Source organism: Stenotrophomonas sp. 57 (assembly GCF_030291075.1).
In the GTDB taxonomy this organism is placed as follows: Bacteria; Pseudomonadota; Gammaproteobacteria; order Xanthomonadales; family Xanthomonadaceae; genus Stenotrophomonas.
Genome location: NZ_CP127407.1, coordinates 269,967 through 290,209, shown reverse-complemented (window position 1 = coordinate 290,209; position 20,243 = coordinate 269,967). Strand labels below are relative to the sequence as shown.

Below are 20,243 nucleotides of genomic sequence, written 5' to 3'. Positions count from 1 at the left end.
CATCACCGGCGGCAGTGCCGCGGTCCGGGGATTCTAGCGCAACCGCGTGCATTCCAGCGACCGGCCCTGTGCCGCGCCGCTGCGCTGCTGGGCCTGGGCCGGCTGCGTGCCCGCCGCCAGCTGCCCTTCCAGCCACCACTGGCCGGCATCGCCGCTGGCCACCAGGCGCGGCTGGAAGCCGGCGGCCTGCACCGCCGCCATGCGCCGCTCGGCGCCTTCGCGGTTACGGTACTGGCCGAGCGCCACGGCGTTGGCGTCCTCGCCCTGGCTGATGATGTAGTAGTCGCTCAGGCCGGCGGCGACGATGCGCTTTACCGTGGCCTGCGCGTCTTCGCGGTTAGCGGCGGCCGGCAACATCACCCGGTAGCGGGCACTGCCGCTGGCGGCGGGCTGTTCGCGCAGACGCACCTGGCTGATCACGTTGCCGGCCTTGCCCTGCGCACTGGTCGCGGCGGCGCGGTCGGCGAACGGACCCAACGCGACGCATCGCGGCGGCTCGGCGGCTGCTGCGGGCGGGGTCGCGGGCTTTTCCGACGCCGGAACGGGTGCGGGCGGCGTCACCGGCTTGGCGGCGGCAGCAACCGGCGCAGCCTCGGCCACCTGCGGCTTGGCGATCTCCGGCTTGGCCGGCGCAACGGGCGCAGGCGTCGAAGCCACAGCCGTCTTCTCGGCCGATTCGCGCTCCACCAGCGGCGCAGTCGGCGCGGCGGCCGTGGCTTCGGCAGCCGCAGCGGCATCCCCACCACCGGGCACCCAGCGCAGCTCGGCCACACCGGCCGGTTGCGGCGGCGGCGCAGGCTTCTGCGGTGCATCGCGCAGCAGCCACCAGCAGGCGACGCCAAGATTGAGGATGGCCAGTACGACGATCAGGGCACGGGTCAGCATGCGCGGATACTAGCCTGCGGGCTGGTGCACCGCCCAGCGGGCGAGACCATCCAGCACCAGCGACGGGTGGTAATCGGCACCGGGCAGCAACGGCATCAGCGCTGGTGCGCCACCGCCATGCACCAGCAGCGAGGGCGCCAGGCCCAGTAGCGCGTTCGCCTGCTGGGCGCTACGTTCGATCAGCGATACGGCCGCACCATCGCAGCCGGAGGCCAGCGCGTCGGCGGTGTCATTGGCGAACTCGCTGTAGTCACCACCGGTAGCCGGCAGCTGCACCGCGCGGGCGTGCAGTGCTTCGCGCATGGTGGTGGGCGATGCGGAAATGCGGCCGCCGTGGTGCTGGCCGTCGGCGTCGAGCAGGTCAATCGTCAGTGCGGTGCCCACGCCCACCACCAGCACCGGGCGCTGCGCCTTGGCGGCGGCCAGCAGCGCCAGGAAGCGATCGACACCGAATTTTTCCGGCTTGGCATAGGCAATGCGCACGCCGGCGCATTCGGCGCTGGTGCGCACGACATGCACGTTTTCGAAGCGGCGCTGCAGCTGGTCCAGCATGGCGCTGGTCAGCGACGGTGCGGCCACGCTGGCGACGAATGCGGTGCGGCCGCTGGGCAGGCTGTGTGGCGGCTGCCCGGCCATGCCTTCGGCGCCATGCGCCCAGGCCTGCACGTCGCCGGCACGGTCACCCTGCAACGGCGCGAACTTGAAGCGCGAGTTGCCCAGGTCGAACAACCAATCGCTCATGCCGCCCTCACGCTGACTTCGCCGGCGTGCAGCAGGCGCTCGCGGCCATCGATGCGCACGCGCAGCGCGCCGTCATCGGCCAGGCCGAGCGCGGTGCCGTGCTGCCACTGCCCGTCCAGTTCCACCCGCACTTCGCGGCCGGCCAGCATGTCGAAAGCGGCGTAGCGCGGCAGGAACGGCGCGAGACCTTCGCGATCGAATTCTTCCAGCGCCGGCAGCAGGCGCGTCAGCACGGCAGCAACAACCACGTTGCGATCCACCGGCGTGCCGGCCAACGTATCCAGATCCACCCACGGCTGGGTGATCTGTTCGGCGAAAGAGGGCGGCATATGCGTGTTGATGCCGATGCCGATCACGGCGCGTGCCGGGCCGGCGTATTCGCCACCGCCCTCGGCCAGCAGGCCGACCAGCTTGCGGCCGTCGACCAGCAGATCGTTCGGCCACTTCAGCTGGGCCTGGGTGTAGCCCAGGTCGTGCAGGGCTTCGGCCACGGCGATGCCGGCCACCAGGCTAAGCCCGGCCAAGCGGCCCAGGCCACCGGAGAACAGGCGCAGCACCGACAGGTAGACGTGGGCAGCCAGCGGTGAGGCCCAGCTGCGGCCCCGGCGGCCGCGGCCACCGGTCTGGCGCTCGGCCAGCAGGACGCAAACGCCGCGCTGGGGCGCGCTGCAACGCAGCAATTCGGCGTTGGTCGAGTCCACCGTCCAAGCCACCTGCAGGTCGTGCAGCAGCGGCAGGACGTCGGCCGGCAGGCCGGCCCGGATCGCGTCCGGGTCCAGCAGGTCCACCGGACGGGTCAGGCCGTAGCCCTCACCGGCACGGCCCTCGACGTCCACGCCAGCGGCCCTAAGTCCTTGAATACGCTTCCAAATGGCCGCCCGGGTCTGGCCCAGCTCACGGGCCAGGGCGTCGCCGGACAGGCGACCGGCAGCGAGTTTGGCCAGCAATTGGCGATCGTCCACGGCAGCTTCCACGAAGTCAGGAAGGAATTATGCGGGAAAGCCGCCAGCGACGCCCGCCACGCTGGGTTCCGCCGGGGCTTCCAACGGGGCGCCGAGTTCGGGCTAGAATCGGGAACTCACCTCCCCTTAACGTGGATGTCGTCAATGCGCCGTTATGCCCATTGCCTGATTCTGCTGATGATGCCCTTCGCGGCGTCTGCCACAGCAGCGCTGGACGACAGCCGTGGGGCCTGCGTGTCCTCCAACGGTGATGCCGCCTCACAGCGTGCACCGACCGCCACCGCTTCGGCCCCCACCACCAAGCCAGCACCGGTCCGCCCGGCGGCCAACACCAGCACTGGCGGCGGTGGCAGCGATGACGACGTGCTGCAACGCATCCGCGCACCGAAGTGGCACAGCTACCTGCCGGGAATGTTCCGCTGATCAAGTCGTTGCTGCAGTGGCTGCGGCCTGCGCCGCGGCCGATCGACGATGCACTGTGGGATGAGGCCTGCCGCCGCGCGGCCTTGCTGCACGGCCTGGACGAGGAACGCCGCGCACGCCTGCGCGTGCTGGCCATGCGCTTCCTGAACGAGAAGACCATTACCCCGATCGGCGATCTGCAGCTGCATACCGGCGATGGCGTGCTGCTGGCCGCGCTGTGCTGCCTGCCGCTGCTGGAATTCGGCGAGGTGGGGCTGGAAGGCTGGTCGCAGCTGGTGGTCTACCCCGATGCGTTCCGCGTGCACCGCAGCCATATGGATGCGGCCGGCGTGCTGCACGAATGGGACGACGAGCTGATCGGCGAGTCGTGGGACAGCGGTCCGTTGATCCTGTCCTGGGCCGATGTGCAGGCCGAACTGGCCGCGCCGCACGAGGGCTACTGCGTGGCGGTGCACGAGATGGTGCACAAGCTGGATGCGCTGGATGGTGCAATGGATGGCACGCCGCCGCTGCCGCGCGACTGGCAGCGCGAATGGGCGGGTATTTTCCAGCGCGCCTACGATGCGTTCTGCGTGCAGGTGGACGCGGGCGAAGAAACGCTGATCGACCCGTATGCGGCCGACGCGCCGGAAGAATTCTTCGCGGTGGCCAGCGAGTACCACTTCTCGGCGCCGGACCTGCTGCGGCAGGCGTTGCCGGAGGTGGCGGAGCAGCTGCGGCGGTTGTATGGCGAGCCACCGAAGATGGTGGGGTGATTCGCGGGTCCGCCGGGCATGGCCCGGCGGCGTGGATCACGGCCCCGGCGGCAGGCGCACTTCGAAGCGGGCGCCGCCCAGTTCGCTGGAACGGCCGACGGCCAGTTCGCCGCGGTAATCCTTGATCAGGTCCTGCACGATCGACAGGCCGATGCCGTGGCCCTGCACGCGCTCGTCGCCGCGCACGCCACGCTGCAGCACCTTGCCGATGTCGTCCGGGGCAATGCCCGGGCCATCGTCGTCCACGGCCAGCATCAGGCCGGCACGTCGCGCGTTCGGTGCCGGCAGCGGCTGCGCGGTCAGCAGCACGCGGCGGTTGGCCCACTTGAAGGCGTTCTCCAGCAGGTTGCCGAGCAGTTCCTGCAGGTCACCCGGTTCGCCGTGGAAGCGCGCGGCCGGGTCGATGTCGAATTCGCACAGCACACCCTTCGAGGCGTAGACCTTCTCCAGGCCACGCACGATTTCCTCGGCGTTGGATTCGATCGGCAGCGGCGCGGAGAACAGTTTGTGGCCCGACGATGCAGCACGCGCCAGCTGGTACGAAACCAGGTTGTTCATGCGCTGCAGCTGCACGTCCAGCTCCTCGCGCAGGGCGCCATCGCCGGCACCGCTGTCCATCTGCGTGCGCAGCACGGCGATGGGCGTCTTCAGGCTGTGCGCCAGGTCGGCCAGGGTATTGCGCTGGCGCTCGAGGTTCTCGCGCTCGCTTTCAATGAAGGCGTTGATGCTGTCGGTCAGCGGTTCCAGCTCGCGCGGGTGGCGCTCGCTCATGCGCTCGGTCTCGCCGCGCTGCACCTTGGTCAGCTCGGTGATCACGCGGCGCAGCGGGCGCAGGCTCCACTGCAGGATGACGGTCTGCAGCAGCAGCAGGATCAGGCCGATGCCGCCCAGGTAGAACCAGACCCGGCTGCGGAACACGCGCAGCTGCGCGCCCAGCGCGCGCGAGTCTTCCATCACGTAGATGGTGTACGGGAATTCGGTGGCGGGATCGGCGTCGGCGTCCCACACCAGGCCCAGGCCATAGCGGTACACCGAGCCTTGGCTGCCGTCGATCTGGATCATCGGCAGCGGGCCTTCGAACACTTCCTGGCGCGGCGCCAGCAGGCCACCGCCCACGGTGGGCAGCATCGGGCCTTCGGCGGACATCGAATTGCCCTTGCCGTGCGGCATCACCACCTGCAGGTACAGGCCACTGCCCGGAACGTCGAAGCGCGAATCCGGCGGCTGCTCGCGGATGTACAGCGAGCGGTCGCGGGTGAAGTCGATGCCGGCCGCGTAGGCGGTGGCGTAGTTCTTCAGGCGCTCGCGCAGGTTCGCCTTCGCCGTATCGGCGAAGGCGGCGTCGAGCGCGTAACCGGCCAGCGCCAGGAACGCGACCAGGCCCACGGACGCGGCGAACATCTGGCGCGCCTGCAGTGAGCGCGGCCGCCAGCGTCGGAAGAACCACAGACGGCCGGACATCGTGCTATCGCCAGGGTGAGCCGGCTCAGCCCTCGTTGCGCGGGATCGCGAAACGGTAACCGCGGCCGCGCACGGTCTCGATCGGCTTCAGTTCGCCATCCGGGTCCAGCTTCTTGCGCAGGCGGCCAATGAAGACTTCCAGCACGTTCGAGTCGCGGTCGAAGTCCTGCTGGTAGATGTGCTCGGTGAGGTCGGCCTTGGAGACCAGTTCACCGGCATGCATCATCAGGTACTCCAGCACTTTGTACTCGTAGCTGGTGAGGTCGACATTGCTGCCGGCCACGCTGACGGTCTGCGCGGCGAGGTCCAGCGCGACCGGGCCGCATTCCAGGGTCGGCTTGCTCCAGCCGGCGGCGCGGCGCAGCAGCGCGTTGACGCGGGCCAGCAGCTCTTCCACATGGAACGGCTTGACCAGGTAATCGTCGGCGCCCTGCTTCAGGCCCTCGACCTTGTCCTGCCAGCTCGAACGCGCGGTCAGGATCAGCACCGGGAACTTCTTGCCTTCGTCACGCAGGGCCTTGATCAGCTCCATGCCCGACATCTTGGGCAGGCCGAGGTCGATGATGCCGACATCGAACGGAACTTCACGGCCCATGTAGAGGCCTTCCTCGCCGTCCTGCGCAGCATCGACGGCAAAGCCTTCGCGCTTGAGCCGGGCTGCCAGGGTCTCACGCAGCGGGGCTTCGTCTTCGACCAGAAGGATACGCATGAACTCTCCCTAGTGTCCTGGGTGTGGCCCGGAGGCCTGTGGGGTACGGGTTGATAGCGACAACTATCCCTGTTCAGGGGTTATCGCCGCGTAGTGATGACATATCCGACCGCGGCGTGCGCGGCTGTGAACGCGACGGGGCGGGGTCGTCCATGTAGCGGACCCGGCCCCGGTCGTCCATGTACTTCACCCGGTTGATGTCACGACCATCGAATGGCACGCGCTCGGCGCCGAGGATGTGGCCGCCGGTAGTGCGCTGCACACGGCGCACGGCATCGGACAGCGAACGCTCGTCGCCACGGTTGCCGCGCTCGCCCCGCTCCAGCATTTCCGCCCGCCCCTGCTCGCCGCGCGGCGGCTGCTGCGCCAGCGCCGACGACAGCGGCACAGCCGACAGCGCCACGCAGGTGGCCAGGGCAATGCGGCGATGGAAGGGAGCGGAAGACATCGATGCGATCCTAGCCGAGCTCGGCGATTCGTTCAAAAGTCGTAAATCCGGGAACCGGGTTCGGGACCCGGCGCTTTACAATTCCTTTGCAAATTCTTGGTTTGGGGCAGTGAATCCGGTCTGAACTTTTCCGGCCTCAACCCTTCTCTGTTCAGCTAAGTGAACATTCGGGACGAATCGACGTCCCTTGTCAAGCCAGGAATGTGACTCAGGTCACGCTGCGGCACGATCCGCTTCGCGTTCGGTAACCGCGAGCGCCTGCTCGACCAGGGCCCAATCGGCGCCTGGGCGGTGTGCGCCCTCGCTAAGCACCTGGCGGAACGCACGGCCCCCCGGCTGGCCGTGGAACAGGCCGAGCAGATGGCGGGTGATGTGCTTCAGTGCCAGGCCTTCGCCCAGCCGCGCTTCCACATAGGGACGCAGCGCGCGCAGCAGGTCGCCGCGGGCCTGCAGCGGGGCGCCGGTGTGCAGCGCCTCCAGCTGATGCAGCAGGTAAGGGTCGTGGTAGGCCGCGCGGCCCAGCATCACGCCATCGACGTGCGCGGCCTGGGCCTGCACCGCCTCGATGCTGGCCAGGCCGCCGTTGATCACCACCGGCAGCGCCGGGCGCTCCTGCTTCAGGCGGTAGGCCCAGTCGTACTTCAGCGGCGGAACCTCGCGGTTCTCCTTCGGCGACAGGCCCTTCAGCCAGGCATTGCGCGCATGCACCACCACCATCGCCGCACCGGCGGCGACCTGGCGGTCGACGAAGGCGGCGAACACGTCGTAGTCGTTGTCCTCGTCCACGCCCAGGCGGCACTTCACCGTCACCGGGATGTCGACGGCGTCGACCATCGCTGCCACGCACTCGGCCACCAGCACCGGCTCGCGCATCAGGCAGGCGCCAAAACGCCCGGCCTGCACGCGGTCGGAGGGGCAGCCGCAGTTGAGGTTGACCTCGTCGTAGCCCCACTCGGCGGCAATGCGCGCGGCCTGCGCAAGCAAGGCCGGATCGCTGCCGCCCAGCTGCAGCGCCAGGGGCTGTTCGCTGGCATCGAAACCGAGCAGGCGCTCGCGATCGCCGTGGATGACCGCGTTGGCGTGCACCATTTCCGTGTACAGGCGTGCGCCCGGCGCCAGCACGCGATGGAACACGCGGCAATGGCGATCAGTCCAATCCATCATGGGGGCAACGGACAGGCGCAGGGAATCGGCGTAACGGGCGGTGGCGGACGTCATCGGGGCAGTAATCGCGGAGACTGGCATTGCCAGTGAGATCAATAGTTTACACCGGCCGGCTGAATGGCGGCGGGCGACCCGGGGCCGGTGCACCGGCCCTGCGGGGAACGCCGCCGGCCCGCCTTACTGCACGCGCCCCTTCACCTGTTCCTGCTGAGCCTCCTGCGCCTGGGCGTTGAACTGGGTCTCCAGTTCCGCGCTCTGCCGGGTACTGGCCTCCACCGACTGCGAGACCGCCTGCTGGCGATCGACGAAGATGCGCTGCGCCGCCGGATCGCCGGGCGTGCCCTGCAATGCGAACAGGCCGGTGCCATCCGGGCGTGCCACCACATGGTCGATCTGGCGCATGCCCGCCACCTTGCTCTCGTAGGCCAGCTGGCCGGCCGCACGTTCGGCTTCCTGCGGGTTGGCGAACAAGGGGGACAGCCCCGCCTGCACGCGCTGCTGTTCCAACCCCTGCAGCTTCTCCAATGCCTGGGTGAAACGCGGGTTTTCGGCATGCCCGGGGTCGCGCATGCTGGCCGGTGCTGCCGGCGCGGCCGGTTCGGTGCGTGCCGGCGCGCTGGCGGTCTGCGCACCGGCCTTCAGCGCAGCCGGATCTGCCAGGCGGGCCAGGGTGAGACGACCCGCCTTGCCGTCATCGTCCAGGCCGTTGTTGGCCTGGAACTGCTTCAGCGCCGCCAGCGTGTCCTTGCCGAAGATGCCATCGGTGCCCAGCGCGGTGCCGTCGGCAGCGGTATAGCCCAGCGCCGCCAGCTTGCCCTGCAGGGCCTTGACCTCATCGCCGCGCTCACCCTTCACCAGCATGCCGTCGGCCATCGGCGCCTGCTGCGCGCTGCGTGCGGCCTGCGCGGCTTCAGGGCCCTGTGCCTGCACCTTGCCGCCCAGGGTGATGCGGTCGTTGAGAATGTCCCCCAGATAGCGCCGATACTGGTCCGGCTCGACTTCGATGTGCGCATGTATCGCGCCCGGCGAACCCACATCCGACTGCCGCACCAGCGGTGCGCCGTATTCGACGAAATCCCCGGTCTTGTACGGAATGGACCCGCGTGCGCCGTGCAGCACCTGGCCCACCAGCTCGCGACGCGCATCGCCAACCGGATGACTGTAGATGCTGATGGAATTGGTGCCGTCGTTGTTGAGCTGGACGTAGCCGGCCACCGGGCTGGGAACCATCAGGCTGCGCCCGCCGGACCGATCAGTCAGGATCAGGTCCTTCTGAACCAGCGGAATGCCGTTGCGGTCATCGCGCCTGCGCACCGCCTCCAACTCACCCTCCACCTTTTCAGCGGTACGGTCGACCCTGCTGGCGTCGCCTGCGCGCACGGCGGCGGCATTGGTGTTGGGGTGGTGGATCTTCAGTTCGCGGAACGCCTCTTCACCGCTGATGCCGTGGCGCAGGGTGCGGTTGCTGCCGCCATTGCCGAAGGGCTCCACCACCGTGATGCGCTCGCCGCCGGGTGCAGCGGCGGCGGCAGGACCGCTGCGGCGCTCGGGCACAGGTGCCGCTGCGGGTGCGGCAGGTGCAGCCGGTGAGGGCGTTGCAGGGCGATGCTGCGCGGCTTCGGCATCGATCGCACGGCGCGTGGATGCGTCGGCCATGCCGGTGGCCGGCAGATGGTGCTGCTGCTGGAACGTGTTGATGGCGTGCTGGCTGCCCGCCCCCAGGTAACCGTCGGGGGTAATCGCCCTGCCCCGCGCATCGGTCAGCCCCAGTGCCGCCATGTCCGCTTGCAGCGCGCGTGCTTCGCGGTCGATCGCGCTCAGTGTGGCCGGCCCGGCCTTGCCATCCACCGGGGTCAGACCATGGTCACGCTGAAAGGCCTCGACGGCCTGGCGGGTAGTGGCATCGAACTGGCGGTCGGGATGGATGGCCTGCGCCCCCGTCCCGCCATAGCCCAGCGCGTGCAGGTTGTGCTCCAGCTTTTCCACCGCGCGGCCGCTGGAGCCTTCCTTCAGCACCTGCGGACCACCGCCACCGTGTCCGTGCGCTCGCGCCTGTTGCAGCGCCACCCGGATGTCCGGGTCGCTGCCTTCGGTGGCAGGTGCGAAATCACGGCGCCCCACCTTCAGGTGCGCCCGGTCCATTTCGGTGGCGTGCTGCGCGTAGGCGTCTTCATACCCGGCAGCGACGTCGGCGGCGGCCAGCCCGGCGTAGAACTTCCTGCTGTGGCGGATCGCGGCGGCCTGGTCGCGCAGGTCCTGGTAATCACCACCGCGCTTGAGCACGGCTTCCAGGTCATCCAGCCGGCCTGGCAGCTGGTTGGCCGTCTTGGCGATCAATGCAATGGCCTCGAAGCGTTTGTCTTCGGCAATGCCGCTGCCATGCTTTTCCAGCATGTTCATGGCGATATGCGTGGCGTTGCGTACCTGCGGGTAGTCGATGTGCGTGTGGATCCACTGCTTGCCTTCCGGCGAGCCGGCCCAGGCATTGATGCTGTCGCGGGTGGGCGCATCGATGAAACGGATGGAGGCCCGTTGCTCCCGTCCATCCCCATGGCTGAGCAGGTCCGCACGCAGATCGGCGCGATCATGGGTGAACGGCAAGCCATGTGCCTTGGCATACGCACTGGCCTGGTCGATCACGGCGTCGACATAGGTCTTCTCGCCCGGCTTCAGCGTGCGGCCCTCTGTCGCGCCCAGCGGCCACGTGCCGCGCTGGCCGAAGTCGACCTGGATGGTGCCCAGCGAATAGCCGCTGTTCTCGGCCACCGCGCCGACGGTGCCCCACTTCGGCTCGTGCAGGCCCTTGGTGATGCCGGCAATGGAAAGATGGTACGACGACCCACCGCCTTCGGTGCCGCGGCCCACGGCAAAGAACACTGCACCGGCGGTGGCATCCAGATTGCGGGTATCGATGTGGGTAGGCATGGCTCAGTTCCTTGTCCTTGGAGATTGACCGGGCGCCGATGGCGCTGGCTCAGCGGGCCAGCACGCGCCCCTGCAGTTCGAAGGCGCGGTTGGCGTACCGGTTGATGCGGCACGACTGCGCATCCAGCATCGCCCCCACGTGGTCGCTGGCAGGCGCGCAGCGCTTGTCGGTGTCTTCAACCCAGTTGGCCTGCTCGTCCATCCAGCGGTCCTTGGCCGGACTGTCCGGGCTCGCCATCAGACGCGCTACCTGCGCCTCCAGCTGTTGCTTGTGATAGGCGAACTCGGCGGCGTCGCAGGCTTCAAGCTGGTCGTCCATGCCACGGGCGTCCTGCACGCAGCGGGTGTATTCATCGCGCAACGGCGCCTTCGCATGCGAGGTGTCCGGCGGAGCGCTCTGTGCCAGCAACGCGTCGGCACGATTGGCCACGCGGAACAGGCGGCATTCCTGCGCCTTCTGCAGCGCATCCACGCCGGCATCGGCCGGTGCCACGCAATGATGGTCGGTGTCGCTGCGCCAGGCCGCCTCGCTGGCGCGGAAGGTAGATATGGCCGCCGCGTCGAGTCCGGCCACGGCCTTGGTGGTGGCCTCCTGCAGGCGCGCCTGCTGGTAGGCCAGTTCATCCTTGCCGCAGGCCTGCAACGTGCCTGCGTCCTCCACGCCATCCACGCACCAGCCGTAAGCGGGGCGCAGCCGGCCCTCGCTGTAGGAGCTGTCGGGGTAGGCGGAGGGCGCGTTGCCTGCCGGCGCCAGCGCGGCCGGCGCTGACGCTGCAGCGACGGATTCGGTCGATGCGGTGGAAGAAGGGGGCTGGCAGGCGACCAGTACCGCACACAGACCCAGCGCCGCCCAATGCCGGCGGCCGGCGATCTTCGTTACCTTGCCCTTGCGGGGTGCCATTGCTTCACTCACGTGCGTCTTCCTGGCGTGCAGCCGGCGAGTGCCGGCCCAGGCGGGGCCGTCCATCGGTCCCCATCACGCGAGCCATCCTAAGGCAGCCTTCTGCCCCGGTACCTGACTGGATTCATCTTGTGCTGATGCGGCGGCTGACGTCCTGGCTATAGGGCAACCGGTCACATTTGTCGTGAATCGTTGACGACGACGAAATACGGGCGCCGCTATAGTCCAGCGCTCGCAATGGATTGGACGTGTGGAGCAGATGATGCAGCACAAGCGTTTGAGCAGGATCCTGGCCACCGCGCTGGCCGTCACCGCCCTTGCCATCGGCACGGCAACCGCAGCACCGGCGGCCGGCGGGCTGAGCCCGACCTTTACTGCCTGCCGTGACAAAGCCCAGGGTGCAATCGAGCAGGCCGCCTGCCTGACCTCGGAAAGTGCCCGCCAGGACCAGCGCCTGAACCAGGCCTACCGCCAGCTGCAGGCCAGGCTGAGTGGCGCGAAGAAGACCAAGCTGGTCAATGCCCAGCGCGCGTGGCTACAGTCGCGCAGCCGCGATGGTGAACTGGATACCGCGCTGTACGACGATTCGCAGCCCGGCAACCTGCAGGGCGAGTTGAACGATGTGATGCGCCTGAGCGCGCGTGCCGACCAGCTGCAGAAGTATCTCCAGCTGCTGGACTGACCCCTGAGGGGCAGACCCTCTGACTGCACAAGGATGTAAGACATGCCAACCAACATCGATACCCACGATCTCGACGCCACCTCCGGCGCGGTGTACTTCGCCGTCGGTCGCGGCACCGAAGGTGGCCCTGCCTCCTACCACCTGGCCATCGCCGGCATCACCCAGGGCGTGACCGAGCCGCACTGGGGTACGGTGAACAAGGTCGCGCAGAACAGCGGTTACAGCCTGGGCGCGATCCAGGTCGATTTCGGCCAGCGTGGAGAGTGGGCGCTGGGCGCCATCGACGGCCGCGCCCTGAAACCAGGCGAGACGACCTATGTCGACGCCGTGATCGAGCAGGCCAGCAGCTATGCCAAGGCACACAACCTGCCCTTCCCCCAGGACCACGCCGACCTGCGCCGCGACCTGCTCAGCCACGGCAATGGCCTTAGCGGGCGCAGCTCGATCCGGTTCATCGATACCGATACGCGCGACAGCATCAACGCCTGGGCCGGTTCGGCCGAAGGCAAGCAGTGGATCCACGCCAACATCGACTACCCGCAGGTGCGCAACGCCACCCGGATCGGCATGGCGATGGTGGATACGCACGGCAGCAACATCGCCGAGGAAAACCGCTTCGAAGCGATCAGCCTGATCGCCAAGACCGCCAACCAGTTGCCCAGCCAGCTGCCCAAGCTGCAGAAGGTGCTGGAAGAAGGTGGTGACTACGAAGCACTGCGCGCGAAGGCCGGGCAGATCCGAGAGACCTACCAGTACTTCGATGCGCCCAAGGCCGGCGATATCGCCGTGCGCTACGAGGACGCGTATGCCAACAACAAGGACGCAATGGATCGCGCCCATGCCAAGGTCAGCAGCCGCGACTACTCGCCCGCCGGGGAGCGCAACGACGCCGATATCCAGGTGGCGTTGGGCCAGATAGGCGCACCGCGCCAGCAGGCCGGTTCGCAGACGTTGAAGGAAGGGTCCAGCGGCCGTGACGTGCTGAAGCTGGAAAGCAACCTGGTCACGCTGGGCTATGCCAGTGCTGACGGCCAGCAGACGCTGAATCCGGACCGGCGCTTCGATGCCACCACCCGCAAGGCGGTGGAAGACTTCCAGCGCGCGCACAATCTCGACCCGGTGGACGGCAAGGCCGGCCCCGCCACGCTGGCCGCCATCGACCGCGACGCGCGCGAACTGCAGGGCAACCTGGCCGCGCTGGGGCTGACCGATGCCAAGGGCCAGCCCATCGGCAGCGACGGCTATCTGGGCGGCGGCAGCCGCCACGCGATCAACACCTTCCAGCAGCAGCATGGCCTGCCTGCGACTGGCATCGCCGATGCGGAAACCCGCCAGGCGCTGGCCAATGAAGTGCAGCAGCGTGCGCAGGAACAGGGCAACACCCCGGAACAGCAGGCGGCGGCCGAGCCGGCGCGCGAGACGGTGTACCCGATGTCCGACCCGCGCAGCCCGCAGAACTGGCTGTACACCGAGACCCTGGTGCAGGTGAAGTTCGCCGAGGAAGCGCGTGGCCTGCCCTCCGGCGAGCACAGCGAGAAGCTGGCCGCTGCGCTTACCGTGGAAGCTGCGCGTGCCGGCCTGTACCGGGTGGATCGCGTTGAGCTGAACCAGGACGGCTCGATGGCGCGCGCGGTGCAGGCCAATGCACTGCACGACGAAAGCGCGTTGAACCGCAATAGCGCGCCGGTATCGACCGCTGACGCGATGCGCCAGAGCGTGCAGGAGAACAGCGAGCGGGCCCTGCAGGTGAGCGATCAGCAGCGCGAGCAGCAGAAGATCGACCAGCAGACCCAGCAGCACGGGCCGCGGGCCATGATGGCGTGAGTGCAGGCCAACGGGCATGCGATTGCCTTCTCGGCGCTTGGGTTGCACCTCATCGTGCAGGCCGGCAAGGCCTGACCGAGACCGCTTCATTCGCCCGGCGTGGCCCGGCGCTACCTGGCCACGTGGCCGCTTCAGTGCACGCTATCCGCGCCACCCACCTGCTCGACGAGCGTCTGGCTGGCCGCATTGAGTTCCACCACCGTCACCTCGGCACCGTGTGCGGCCAGCTTTTCCTGCGCCCGCTCCAGCGCGGCCACGGCAGTCAGATCCCATAGGTCGGCATCGCGCAGACCGATCTGCACCTTCGGCGCGCCACGTGCGGGTAGTCGAACGCCGCACCCACGAGCCATTGCTGGCGCAGGGGGTAGGGCGTTTGCATGGGAAAACTCCGCGCGCAGGCGGGCGTGGCCGCATGGCGCTGTCGATCGGGAGCGGTCACTCACGCGCAGTCGACTGACAGTCGACTCTACCGGCGGACGCCGGCACGTGGGAGGGGCGCAGTCCACGGGAAGCGGCTGCACGAGGGTAGCGCGGCCGGCCGCGAAAGGCCGCGGGGCATGGCTCCGCTCTACAATCGGGGCATGGCTACCGATCGCCCGCAGTTCTTCGACCCCGCCACCGAACAGGGCGTGCTGCGCCTGTCGATTGCCGCCTCGCTGCTGCTGGCCGCTGCGGCCGTGGTGTTCGGTCTGCTGGCCAATTCCTCGCTGATCATCTTCGACGGCATCTACGGCCTGATCGACGTGGTGATGACCTGGCTGTCACTGCTGGTGGCGCGGCTGATCGCGCTGTCCACGCAGACCGATGCACTGCAATCGCGGCTCAACCAGCGCTTCACCATGGGCTTCTGGCACCTGGAGCCGATCGTGCTGGGGGTCAGCGGCACGCTGATGATCGGTGCGGCACTGTATGCCCTGGTCAATGCGGTGGATGCACTGATGTCAGGGGGCCGCCACATTGCGCTGGGCCCGGCCATCGCCTTTGCCGGGCTGTCGATCGTAGGCGAAGGCGCACTGGCGTGGTTCATCCTGCGCGCCAACCGCCGCATCGGTTCGGAATTCATCGCGCTGGATGCGAAGAACTGGGTGATCGCAGCCAGCATGTCGGCCTGCTACCTGCTGGCATTCCTCGGCGGTGTGCTGGTGCAGGGCACGTCGTGGGCCTGGGTCGGGCCGTACATCGACCCGGCCATCCTCGCCTTCGTCTGCGTGCTGGTGATGATCGCCCCACTCGGCACCGTGCGCCGGGCGCTGGCCGGCATCCTGCTGGTGACCCCGCCGGAGCTGCAGGCGCATGTGGATGCGGTGGCGCGCGACATCGTCGCCAGGCATGGCTTCGTCGAACACCGCAGCTACGTGGCGCAGGTGGGGCGTGGCGAGCAGATCGAGCTGTTCTTCGTGGTGCGCGAGGACGACCCGCCGCGGCCGCTGGTGGAATGGGACCAGCTGCGTGATGAGATCGGCGATGCGCTGGGCGAGGCCTCGCCGGACCGCTGGCTGACGATCATGTTTACCACCGACCGCGAATGGACGATCTAGGCTGACAGGACGATCGATCAAGTTTTTCGTACGCAGTGCAACCCAACGTACGCGGAAACCGGGCAAAGTAGGCTCCAACGCAACACCCACCCACTGACCAGGAGCATCCCGATGTCCATCGAAAAGGTTCTGTACACCGCCCAGGCCACCTCCACCGGCGGCCGTGAAGGCCGTTCCGTGTCCTCCGACAACGTGCTGGACATCCAGCTGTCGACCCCGCGCGAGCTGGGCGGCGCTGGCGGTCCGGGCACCAACCCGGAGCAGCTGTTCGCCGCGGGCTACTCGGCCTGCTTCCTGGGCGCGCTGAAGTTCGTGGCCGGCCAGGCCAAGGTCGCGCTGCCGGCCGACACAACCGTCACCGGCAAGGTCGGCATCGGCCAGATCCCGACCGGTTTCGGCATCGAAGCCGAGCTGACCATCAACGTGCCGGGCGTGCCGCGCGAGCAGGTGGAAGAGCTGGTGCAGAAGGCCCACATCGTGTGCCCGTACTCGAATGCCACCCGCGGCAACATCGACGTGACGCTGGTCGTTGCCTGATGCGGCAGGGGTCGGATCCCTTTGCCAACGGCAAAGGGCTCTGACCCCACTGTGCGGGATCCGACCCCGGGCAAAAAAATGGGCGGATGCCGGCCGAAACCGGGCATCCGCCCATCCCACCTCGGGTGGGCCCCGGCGCGCGCCGGGGACGCATTCGCTTCTGTAGAGCCGACCCCATGCTCGGCTGATCCGTCCAGCGCTGGAACAGCCGGCGGAAAAGCAGCCGAGCATGGGCTCGGCGCTACATATCCAAGCTTTACTTCTCGCTCGTGATGAGCTGCACGACGCTGGAGAAATCCAGCTTGCCGCGGCCGGCCTGGTGGTTCATCGAGTACAGGTTGCGGGCCACTTCGCCCAGTGGGATCGAGGCGCCGACACTCATCGCCGCTTCCACCGCCAGGCCCATGTCCTTGAGCATCAGGTCGCTGCCGAAGCCGCCGCTGTAGCCGCGCGACGCCGGCGCGTTTTCCAGCACGCCCGGCCACGGGTTGCACACCTCGGTGGCCCAGCTGCGGCCGGTGCTGACCGCCATCATCTGCGACAGCACCTTCGGGTCCAGCCCGTGCGCCACGCCCAGCGCGATGGCTTCACCAGTCACCGCCATGATCACGCCCAGCGCCATGTTGTTGCACAGCTTGGCAACCTGGCCGGCACCACTGGCGCCGACGTGGAAGATGTTCTTCCCCATCGCCTGCAGCACCGGGCGCGCGCGTTCCAGCGCGTCCTCTTCGCCACCGACGATAAAGGTCAGGGTACCGGCCTGGGCACCGGCGGTACCGCCGGACACCGGTGCGTCGAGCATCTGCAGTCCGCGCGCGGCGGCGGCTTCAGAAACCTTGCGCGCGCTGGCCGGGGCAATGGTGCTGCAGTCGATGACCAGTGCACCGGCCGGAATCGCGGCGAGGATGCCGTCGTCGCCCAGGTACACGCCTTCGACGTGGCGGCTGGCCGGCAGCATCGAGATCACCACTTCGGCGTCGGCCAGGGTGTCGCGTGCCGACGACGCAGCGCTGGCACCGGCATCGACGGCAGCCTGCACCGCGGCCGGCACCAGGTCGAACACGCGCACGGTGTGGCCGTTCTTGACCAGATTGGCGGCCATCGGGCCACCCATGTTGCCCAACCCAATGAATGCAATGCGGCTCATGCCAGGCTCCTTTCAGCGACGGGGGTGCCCAGGTCGGCCAGCGGATGCGCAGCATCGGCCCAGGGCGAAGCGAAGAACGTATCGGCCCACGCAGTGGTGGCCTCGGCCAGGCGGGCCGGGTTCCACTGCGGGTTGCGGTCCTTGTCGATCAGCAGCGCGCGGATGCCTTCGGCGAAATCGCCGTGGGCGGCGCAGTGCAGCGCAGTGATGTACTCCAGACGATAGACACTGGCCAGATCCTGGCCAGCGCTGCGGCGCTGCAGCTCGAACGCCAGACGTGCCGAGCCGGGCGCGCCGGCGGCAAGGGTCTTCTGTGCCGCCTGCAGCCAGGTATCGTCGGTCTGCAGCGCGCTGATGCGGTTGATGATCGCGGGCAGGTCATCGCCTTCGCACAGCGCATCCACCTGCGCAGCATGGGCCAGCAGCGGTCCGGTGGCTGCATCGCTGGCGTGCGACTGCAGCAGATGGCTGAGACGTTCGTGGTTGTGTGCGGCATCGCTGGACCAGGCGACCTGCAGCAGCGCATCGAACACCGCGCTGCGGCGTTCTTCGGCCACGTGCACGTCGGCCAGGCCGGCGTAGATGGCATCGCCCGGGTTGAGCAGTGCGCCGGTCAGGGCAAGGAACAGGCCGCCCTTTCCCGGTACGCGCGGCAGCAGCCAGCTGCCACCGACATCGGGGAACAGGCCGACGGTGATTTCCGGGAAGGCCAGCTTGGAACGCTCGCTGACCACACGATGGCTGGCGCCGGACATCAGGCCGATGCCGCCGCCCATCACGATGCCGTGGCCCCAGCACAGGATCGGCTTGGCGTAGGTGTGGATGAGGTAATCGACGCGGTACTCCACGTCGAAGAACTCAGCGGCGTAGTCGTTTTCGCGGATATCGCTGCGGCCTTCTTCGCGGAAGGCGACCATGGCCTTGTACAGGCTGTGCAGGTCGCCGCCGGCGCAGAACGCCTTTTCACCGGCGCCCTGCAGCACCACCATGGCGATGCCGTTGTCATCGGCCCAGTCATTCAGCTGCTTCAGCAGCAGGTGCGCCATCGGCAGCGAGAAGCCATTGAGCGTGCGCGGCGCGTTGAGCGTGGCGATGCCGATGCGCGCGCCGTTGCCGGCCACGCGCTCTTCGAACAGCACCGGTGCGTTGTCGGCAGCGGTGTCGGTGCTCATGCGTTCTTCCACTGCGCGGCGCGCTTTTCCAGGAAGGCGGTCACGCCCTCGACCTGGTCGGCGGTGTCGAACAGGTCGACGAAGGCTTCGCGCTCGGCCACCAGCGCCGAGGCGTGGGTGCCGGTGCGGGTGGCCTGCACCAGGGTCTTGCAGGCGGCGATGCTGGTCGGGCTCTGCTTGCCGGCCTTCTTCGCCCATTCCAGCGCCAGTGCCTTGGCTTCGCCCTTGCCGACCTTTTCTTCGACCAGGCCAATGCGCAGTGCGGTCTCGGCATTGATGCGCTCGCCCAGCAGGATCATGCGCTTGGCCCAGCCCTCGCCCACCAGGCGCGGCAGGTTCTGGGTGCCACCGGCGCACGGCAGCAGGCCGACGGTGGCCTCCGGCAGCGCCACCTGGGCGTGGTCTTCGATGATGCGCAGGTCACAGGCCAGCGCGCATTCCAGGCCACCGCCCATGGCGTAGCCGTTGATCGCGGCGATCGACACGCCACGGAACCCGGACAGCGCTTCGAAGGCTTCGCCGAAGCGGCGCGCGGCCTCGCGTGCGGCGGCCTTGTCGCCTGAAGCGAACTGGTTGAGGTCGGCACCGGCGGAGAAGAACTTCTCGCCGTCACCGGTGATCACCAGTGCGTAGACGTCACGGTCTGCGTTGAGCGCGCCGACCAGGTCGCGCAGCGCCGACAGGCTGTGCACGGTCCAGGTGTGCGCCGGCGGGTTGTTCAGGGTGACCACGGCGGTGTGGCCGTCAGCCTCCACCTTCAGGCCCACGTGCTCCTGGGTACGCCAATCCTTCATCGCAGTTCCTCTTCGGTGTTGAGCAGGTGACGGGCAACGATCACCCGCATGATCTCGTTGGTGCCTTCCAGGATCTGGTGCACGCGGCAGTCACGCAGCAGGCGCTCGATCGGGTATTCGCGGATGTAGCCGTAGCCACCGTGGATCTGCAGCGCTTCATTGCAGACGTTGAAACCCGCATCGGTGGCAAAACGCTTGGCCATCGCGCACCACACATTGGCGTCGCTGGCACCGGCATCGAGCTTGCGCGCGGCGGTGTGTACCATCTGCCGCGCGGCCACCAGCTGCGTGACCATGTCGGCCAGCTTGAACTGCAGTGCCTGGAACTCGGCCAGCGCCTTGCCGAACTGGCGGCGCTCGCCCATGTAGCGGCGCGCGGCATCCAGTGCGCCCTGCGCAGCACCCAGCGAGCAGGCGGCGATGTTGATGCGGCCACCATCCAGCCCCTTCATCGCCAGCTTGAAGCCACCGCCTTCCTCTCCCAGAAGGTGGCTGACCGGCACGCGGACGTTTTCGAAGGTGATGCCCCGGGTGGGCTGGCTGTTCCAGCCCATCTTCTCTTCCTTGCGGCCGAAGCTGATGCCAGGCAGGTCCGACGGCACGGCAATGGCGCTGACGCCGCCGGCACCGGCACCGCCGGTACGCGCCATCACTACCAGCAGCTCGGTGGCACCGGCGCCGGAAATGAAGGCCTTGGAGCCGTTCAGTACATAGAAGTCACCGTCGCGCACGGCGGTCGTCTTCAGCGAGGCCGCATCGGAACCGGCGCCCGGCTCGGTCAGGCAGTACGAGGCCAGCTTGCTGCCCGAGGACAGATCAGTGCCCCACGCATCGCGCAGTTCGGTCTGGCCCCACGTGGACACCATCCACGAGGCCATGTTGTGGATGCTGATATACGCCGCAGTCGACGGATCGACGTTGGCGAGCTCCTCGATGACGACGGCGGCGTCCAGTCGGCTCAGGCCGCTGCCGCCCACTTCCGGGTCCATGTACAGACCGCAGAAGCCCAGTTCACCAGCCTTGGCGATCGCCTCGCGCGGAAAGATGCCCTCCGCATCCCATCGCGCGGCGTGCGGCGCCAGTTCAGCCTGTGCGAAGTCGCGCGCAGCCTCGCGGTACGCCTGCTGCGCTTCTTCCAGTTCCGTCGTCATCGAGTGGCTCATGGCTGCTCCTGC

19 protein-coding genes and 1 pseudogene are annotated in these 20,243 nt (G+C 68.2%); 6 read left to right on the top strand and 14 right to left on the bottom strand.

Going from position 1 to position 20,243, the window contains the following annotated elements; translation table 11 throughout:
* Positions 1–33 precede the first annotated feature (33 nt).
* The 3 genes from QP512_RS01250 to birA are packed head-to-tail and all read right to left on the bottom strand — an operon-like array spanning position 34 to position 2,588.
* Positions 34–885: an SPOR domain-containing protein gene (locus QP512_RS01250; RefSeq protein ID WP_286070650.1), complete on the bottom strand. Its 852-nt coding sequence runs from the start codon at positions 883–885 to the stop codon at positions 34–36.
* A gap of 9 nt (positions 886–894) precedes the next feature.
* Entirely contained in the window at positions 895–1,626 is a 732-nt protein-coding gene (locus QP512_RS01245; protein ID WP_286070649.1) for a type III pantothenate kinase, read from the bottom strand.
* Positions 1,623–2,588: a bifunctional biotin--[acetyl-CoA-carboxylase] ligase/biotin operon repressor BirA gene (gene birA, locus QP512_RS01240; RefSeq protein ID WP_286070648.1), complete on the bottom strand. Its 966-nt coding sequence runs from the start codon at positions 2,586–2,588 to the stop codon at positions 1,623–1,625. Before birA ends, QP512_RS01245 begins: the two co-directional genes overlap by 4 nt.
* A gap of 144 nt (positions 2,589–2,732) precedes the next feature.
* Between birA and QP512_RS01235 the strand changes: the two genes are divergently transcribed.
* Both QP512_RS01235 and QP512_RS01230 read left to right on the top strand, forming a co-directional pair.
* Positions 2,733–3,011 carry a hypothetical protein gene (locus QP512_RS01235; RefSeq protein WP_286070647.1) on the top strand — a complete coding sequence of 93 codons (279 nt, stop codon included), beginning with the start codon at positions 2,733–2,735 and terminating at the stop codon, positions 3,009–3,011.
* Entirely contained in the window at positions 2,978–3,766 is a 789-nt protein-coding gene (locus tag QP512_RS01230) for a M90 family metallopeptidase (protein WP_286070646.1), read from the top strand. Before QP512_RS01235 ends, QP512_RS01230 begins: the two co-directional genes overlap by 34 nt.
* A 36-nt stretch (positions 3,767–3,802) precedes the next feature.
* On the opposite strand, the gene QP512_RS01225 is transcribed toward QP512_RS01230, so the two are convergent.
* The 6 genes from QP512_RS01225 to QP512_RS01200 form a co-directional block, all read right to left on the bottom strand.
* Complete coding sequence (locus tag QP512_RS01225; protein ID WP_286070645.1) at positions 3,803–5,227, bottom strand: sensor histidine kinase; 1,425 nt, start codon at positions 5,225–5,227, stop codon at positions 3,803–3,805.
* Positions 5,228–5,252: 25 nt separating this feature from the next.
* Positions 5,253–5,936 (bottom strand): response regulator transcription factor, encoded by a 684-nt coding sequence (locus QP512_RS01220; protein ID WP_004136763.1) that lies wholly within the window; start codon positions 5,934–5,936, stop codon positions 5,253–5,255.
* Between the two features lie 73 nt (positions 5,937–6,009).
* Positions 6,010–6,384 (bottom strand): hypothetical protein, encoded by a 375-nt coding sequence (locus tag QP512_RS01215; protein ID WP_286070644.1) that lies wholly within the window; start codon positions 6,382–6,384, stop codon positions 6,010–6,012.
* Between the two features lie 213 nt (positions 6,385–6,597).
* Complete coding sequence (gene dusA / locus QP512_RS01210) at positions 6,598–7,629, bottom strand: tRNA dihydrouridine(20/20a) synthase DusA (protein ID WP_286070643.1); 1,032 nt, start codon at positions 7,627–7,629, stop codon at positions 6,598–6,600.
* A gap of 96 nt (positions 7,630–7,725) precedes the next feature.
* Entirely contained in the window at positions 7,726–10,473 is a 2,748-nt protein-coding gene (locus QP512_RS01205; RefSeq protein WP_286070642.1) for a peptidoglycan-binding protein, read from the bottom strand.
* A gap of 49 nt (positions 10,474–10,522) precedes the next feature.
* Positions 10,523–11,386 (bottom strand): lysozyme inhibitor LprI family protein, encoded by an 864-nt coding sequence (locus QP512_RS01200; protein ID WP_286070641.1) that lies wholly within the window; start codon positions 11,384–11,386, stop codon positions 10,523–10,525.
* A 250-nt stretch (positions 11,387–11,636) separates the two neighbouring features.
* On the opposite strand from QP512_RS01200, the gene QP512_RS01195 reads away from it, so the two are divergent.
* A complete protein-coding gene (locus tag QP512_RS01195) occupies positions 11,637–12,056 on the top strand; it encodes a lysozyme inhibitor LprI family protein (RefSeq protein ID WP_286070640.1) in 420 nt (139 codons plus the stop codon).
* Between the two features lie 42 nt (positions 12,057–12,098).
* On the top strand, positions 12,099–13,880 hold the full coding sequence (locus QP512_RS01190) for a peptidoglycan-binding protein (protein ID WP_286070639.1): 1,782 nt from the start codon (positions 12,099–12,101) through the stop codon (positions 13,878–13,880).
* Positions 13,881–14,011: 131 nt separating this feature from the next.
* On the opposite strand, the pseudogene QP512_RS01185 reads toward QP512_RS01190, so the two are convergent.
* Positions 14,012–14,217: pseudogene (locus tag QP512_RS01185) on the bottom strand (sodium-independent anion transporter); the annotation flags it as partial.
* Positions 14,218–14,437: 220 nt separating this feature from the next.
* On the opposite strand from QP512_RS01185, the gene QP512_RS01180 reads away from it, so the two are divergent.
* Entirely contained in the window at positions 14,438–15,418 is a 981-nt protein-coding gene (locus tag QP512_RS01180; RefSeq protein WP_286070638.1) for a cation transporter, read from the top strand.
* 111 nt (positions 15,419–15,529) lie between these two features.
* Positions 15,530–15,955, top strand: coding sequence for an organic hydroperoxide resistance protein (locus QP512_RS01175; protein WP_005411948.1), 426 nt, complete (start codon positions 15,530–15,532; stop codon positions 15,953–15,955).
* A 256-nt stretch (positions 15,956–16,211) separates the two neighbouring features.
* Here QP512_RS01175 and mmsB read toward each other — a convergent pair whose 3' ends face one another.
* From mmsB to QP512_RS01155, 4 genes are read right to left on the bottom strand one after another with little or no spacing between them, the layout of a single operon-like run.
* Positions 16,212–17,102, bottom strand: coding sequence for a 3-hydroxyisobutyrate dehydrogenase (mmsB, locus tag QP512_RS01170; RefSeq protein WP_197578918.1), 891 nt, complete (start codon positions 17,100–17,102; stop codon positions 16,212–16,214).
* Positions 17,099–18,274, bottom strand: a complete 1,176-nt coding sequence (locus tag QP512_RS01165) for an enoyl-CoA hydratase/isomerase family protein (RefSeq protein ID WP_286070637.1) — start codon at positions 18,272–18,274, stop codon at positions 17,099–17,101. Before QP512_RS01165 ends, mmsB begins: the two co-directional genes overlap by 4 nt.
* A complete protein-coding gene (locus tag QP512_RS01160; protein WP_286070636.1) occupies positions 18,271–19,068 on the bottom strand; it encodes an enoyl-CoA hydratase in 798 nt (265 codons plus the stop codon). The genes QP512_RS01165 and QP512_RS01160 overlap by 4 nt, the downstream gene beginning before the upstream one ends.
* Positions 19,065–20,231: an acyl-CoA dehydrogenase family protein gene (locus tag QP512_RS01155; RefSeq protein ID WP_286070635.1), complete on the bottom strand. Its 1,167-nt coding sequence runs from the start codon at positions 20,229–20,231 to the stop codon at positions 19,065–19,067. Before QP512_RS01155 ends, QP512_RS01160 begins: the two co-directional genes overlap by 4 nt.
* Positions 20,232–20,243 lie beyond the last annotated feature (12 nt).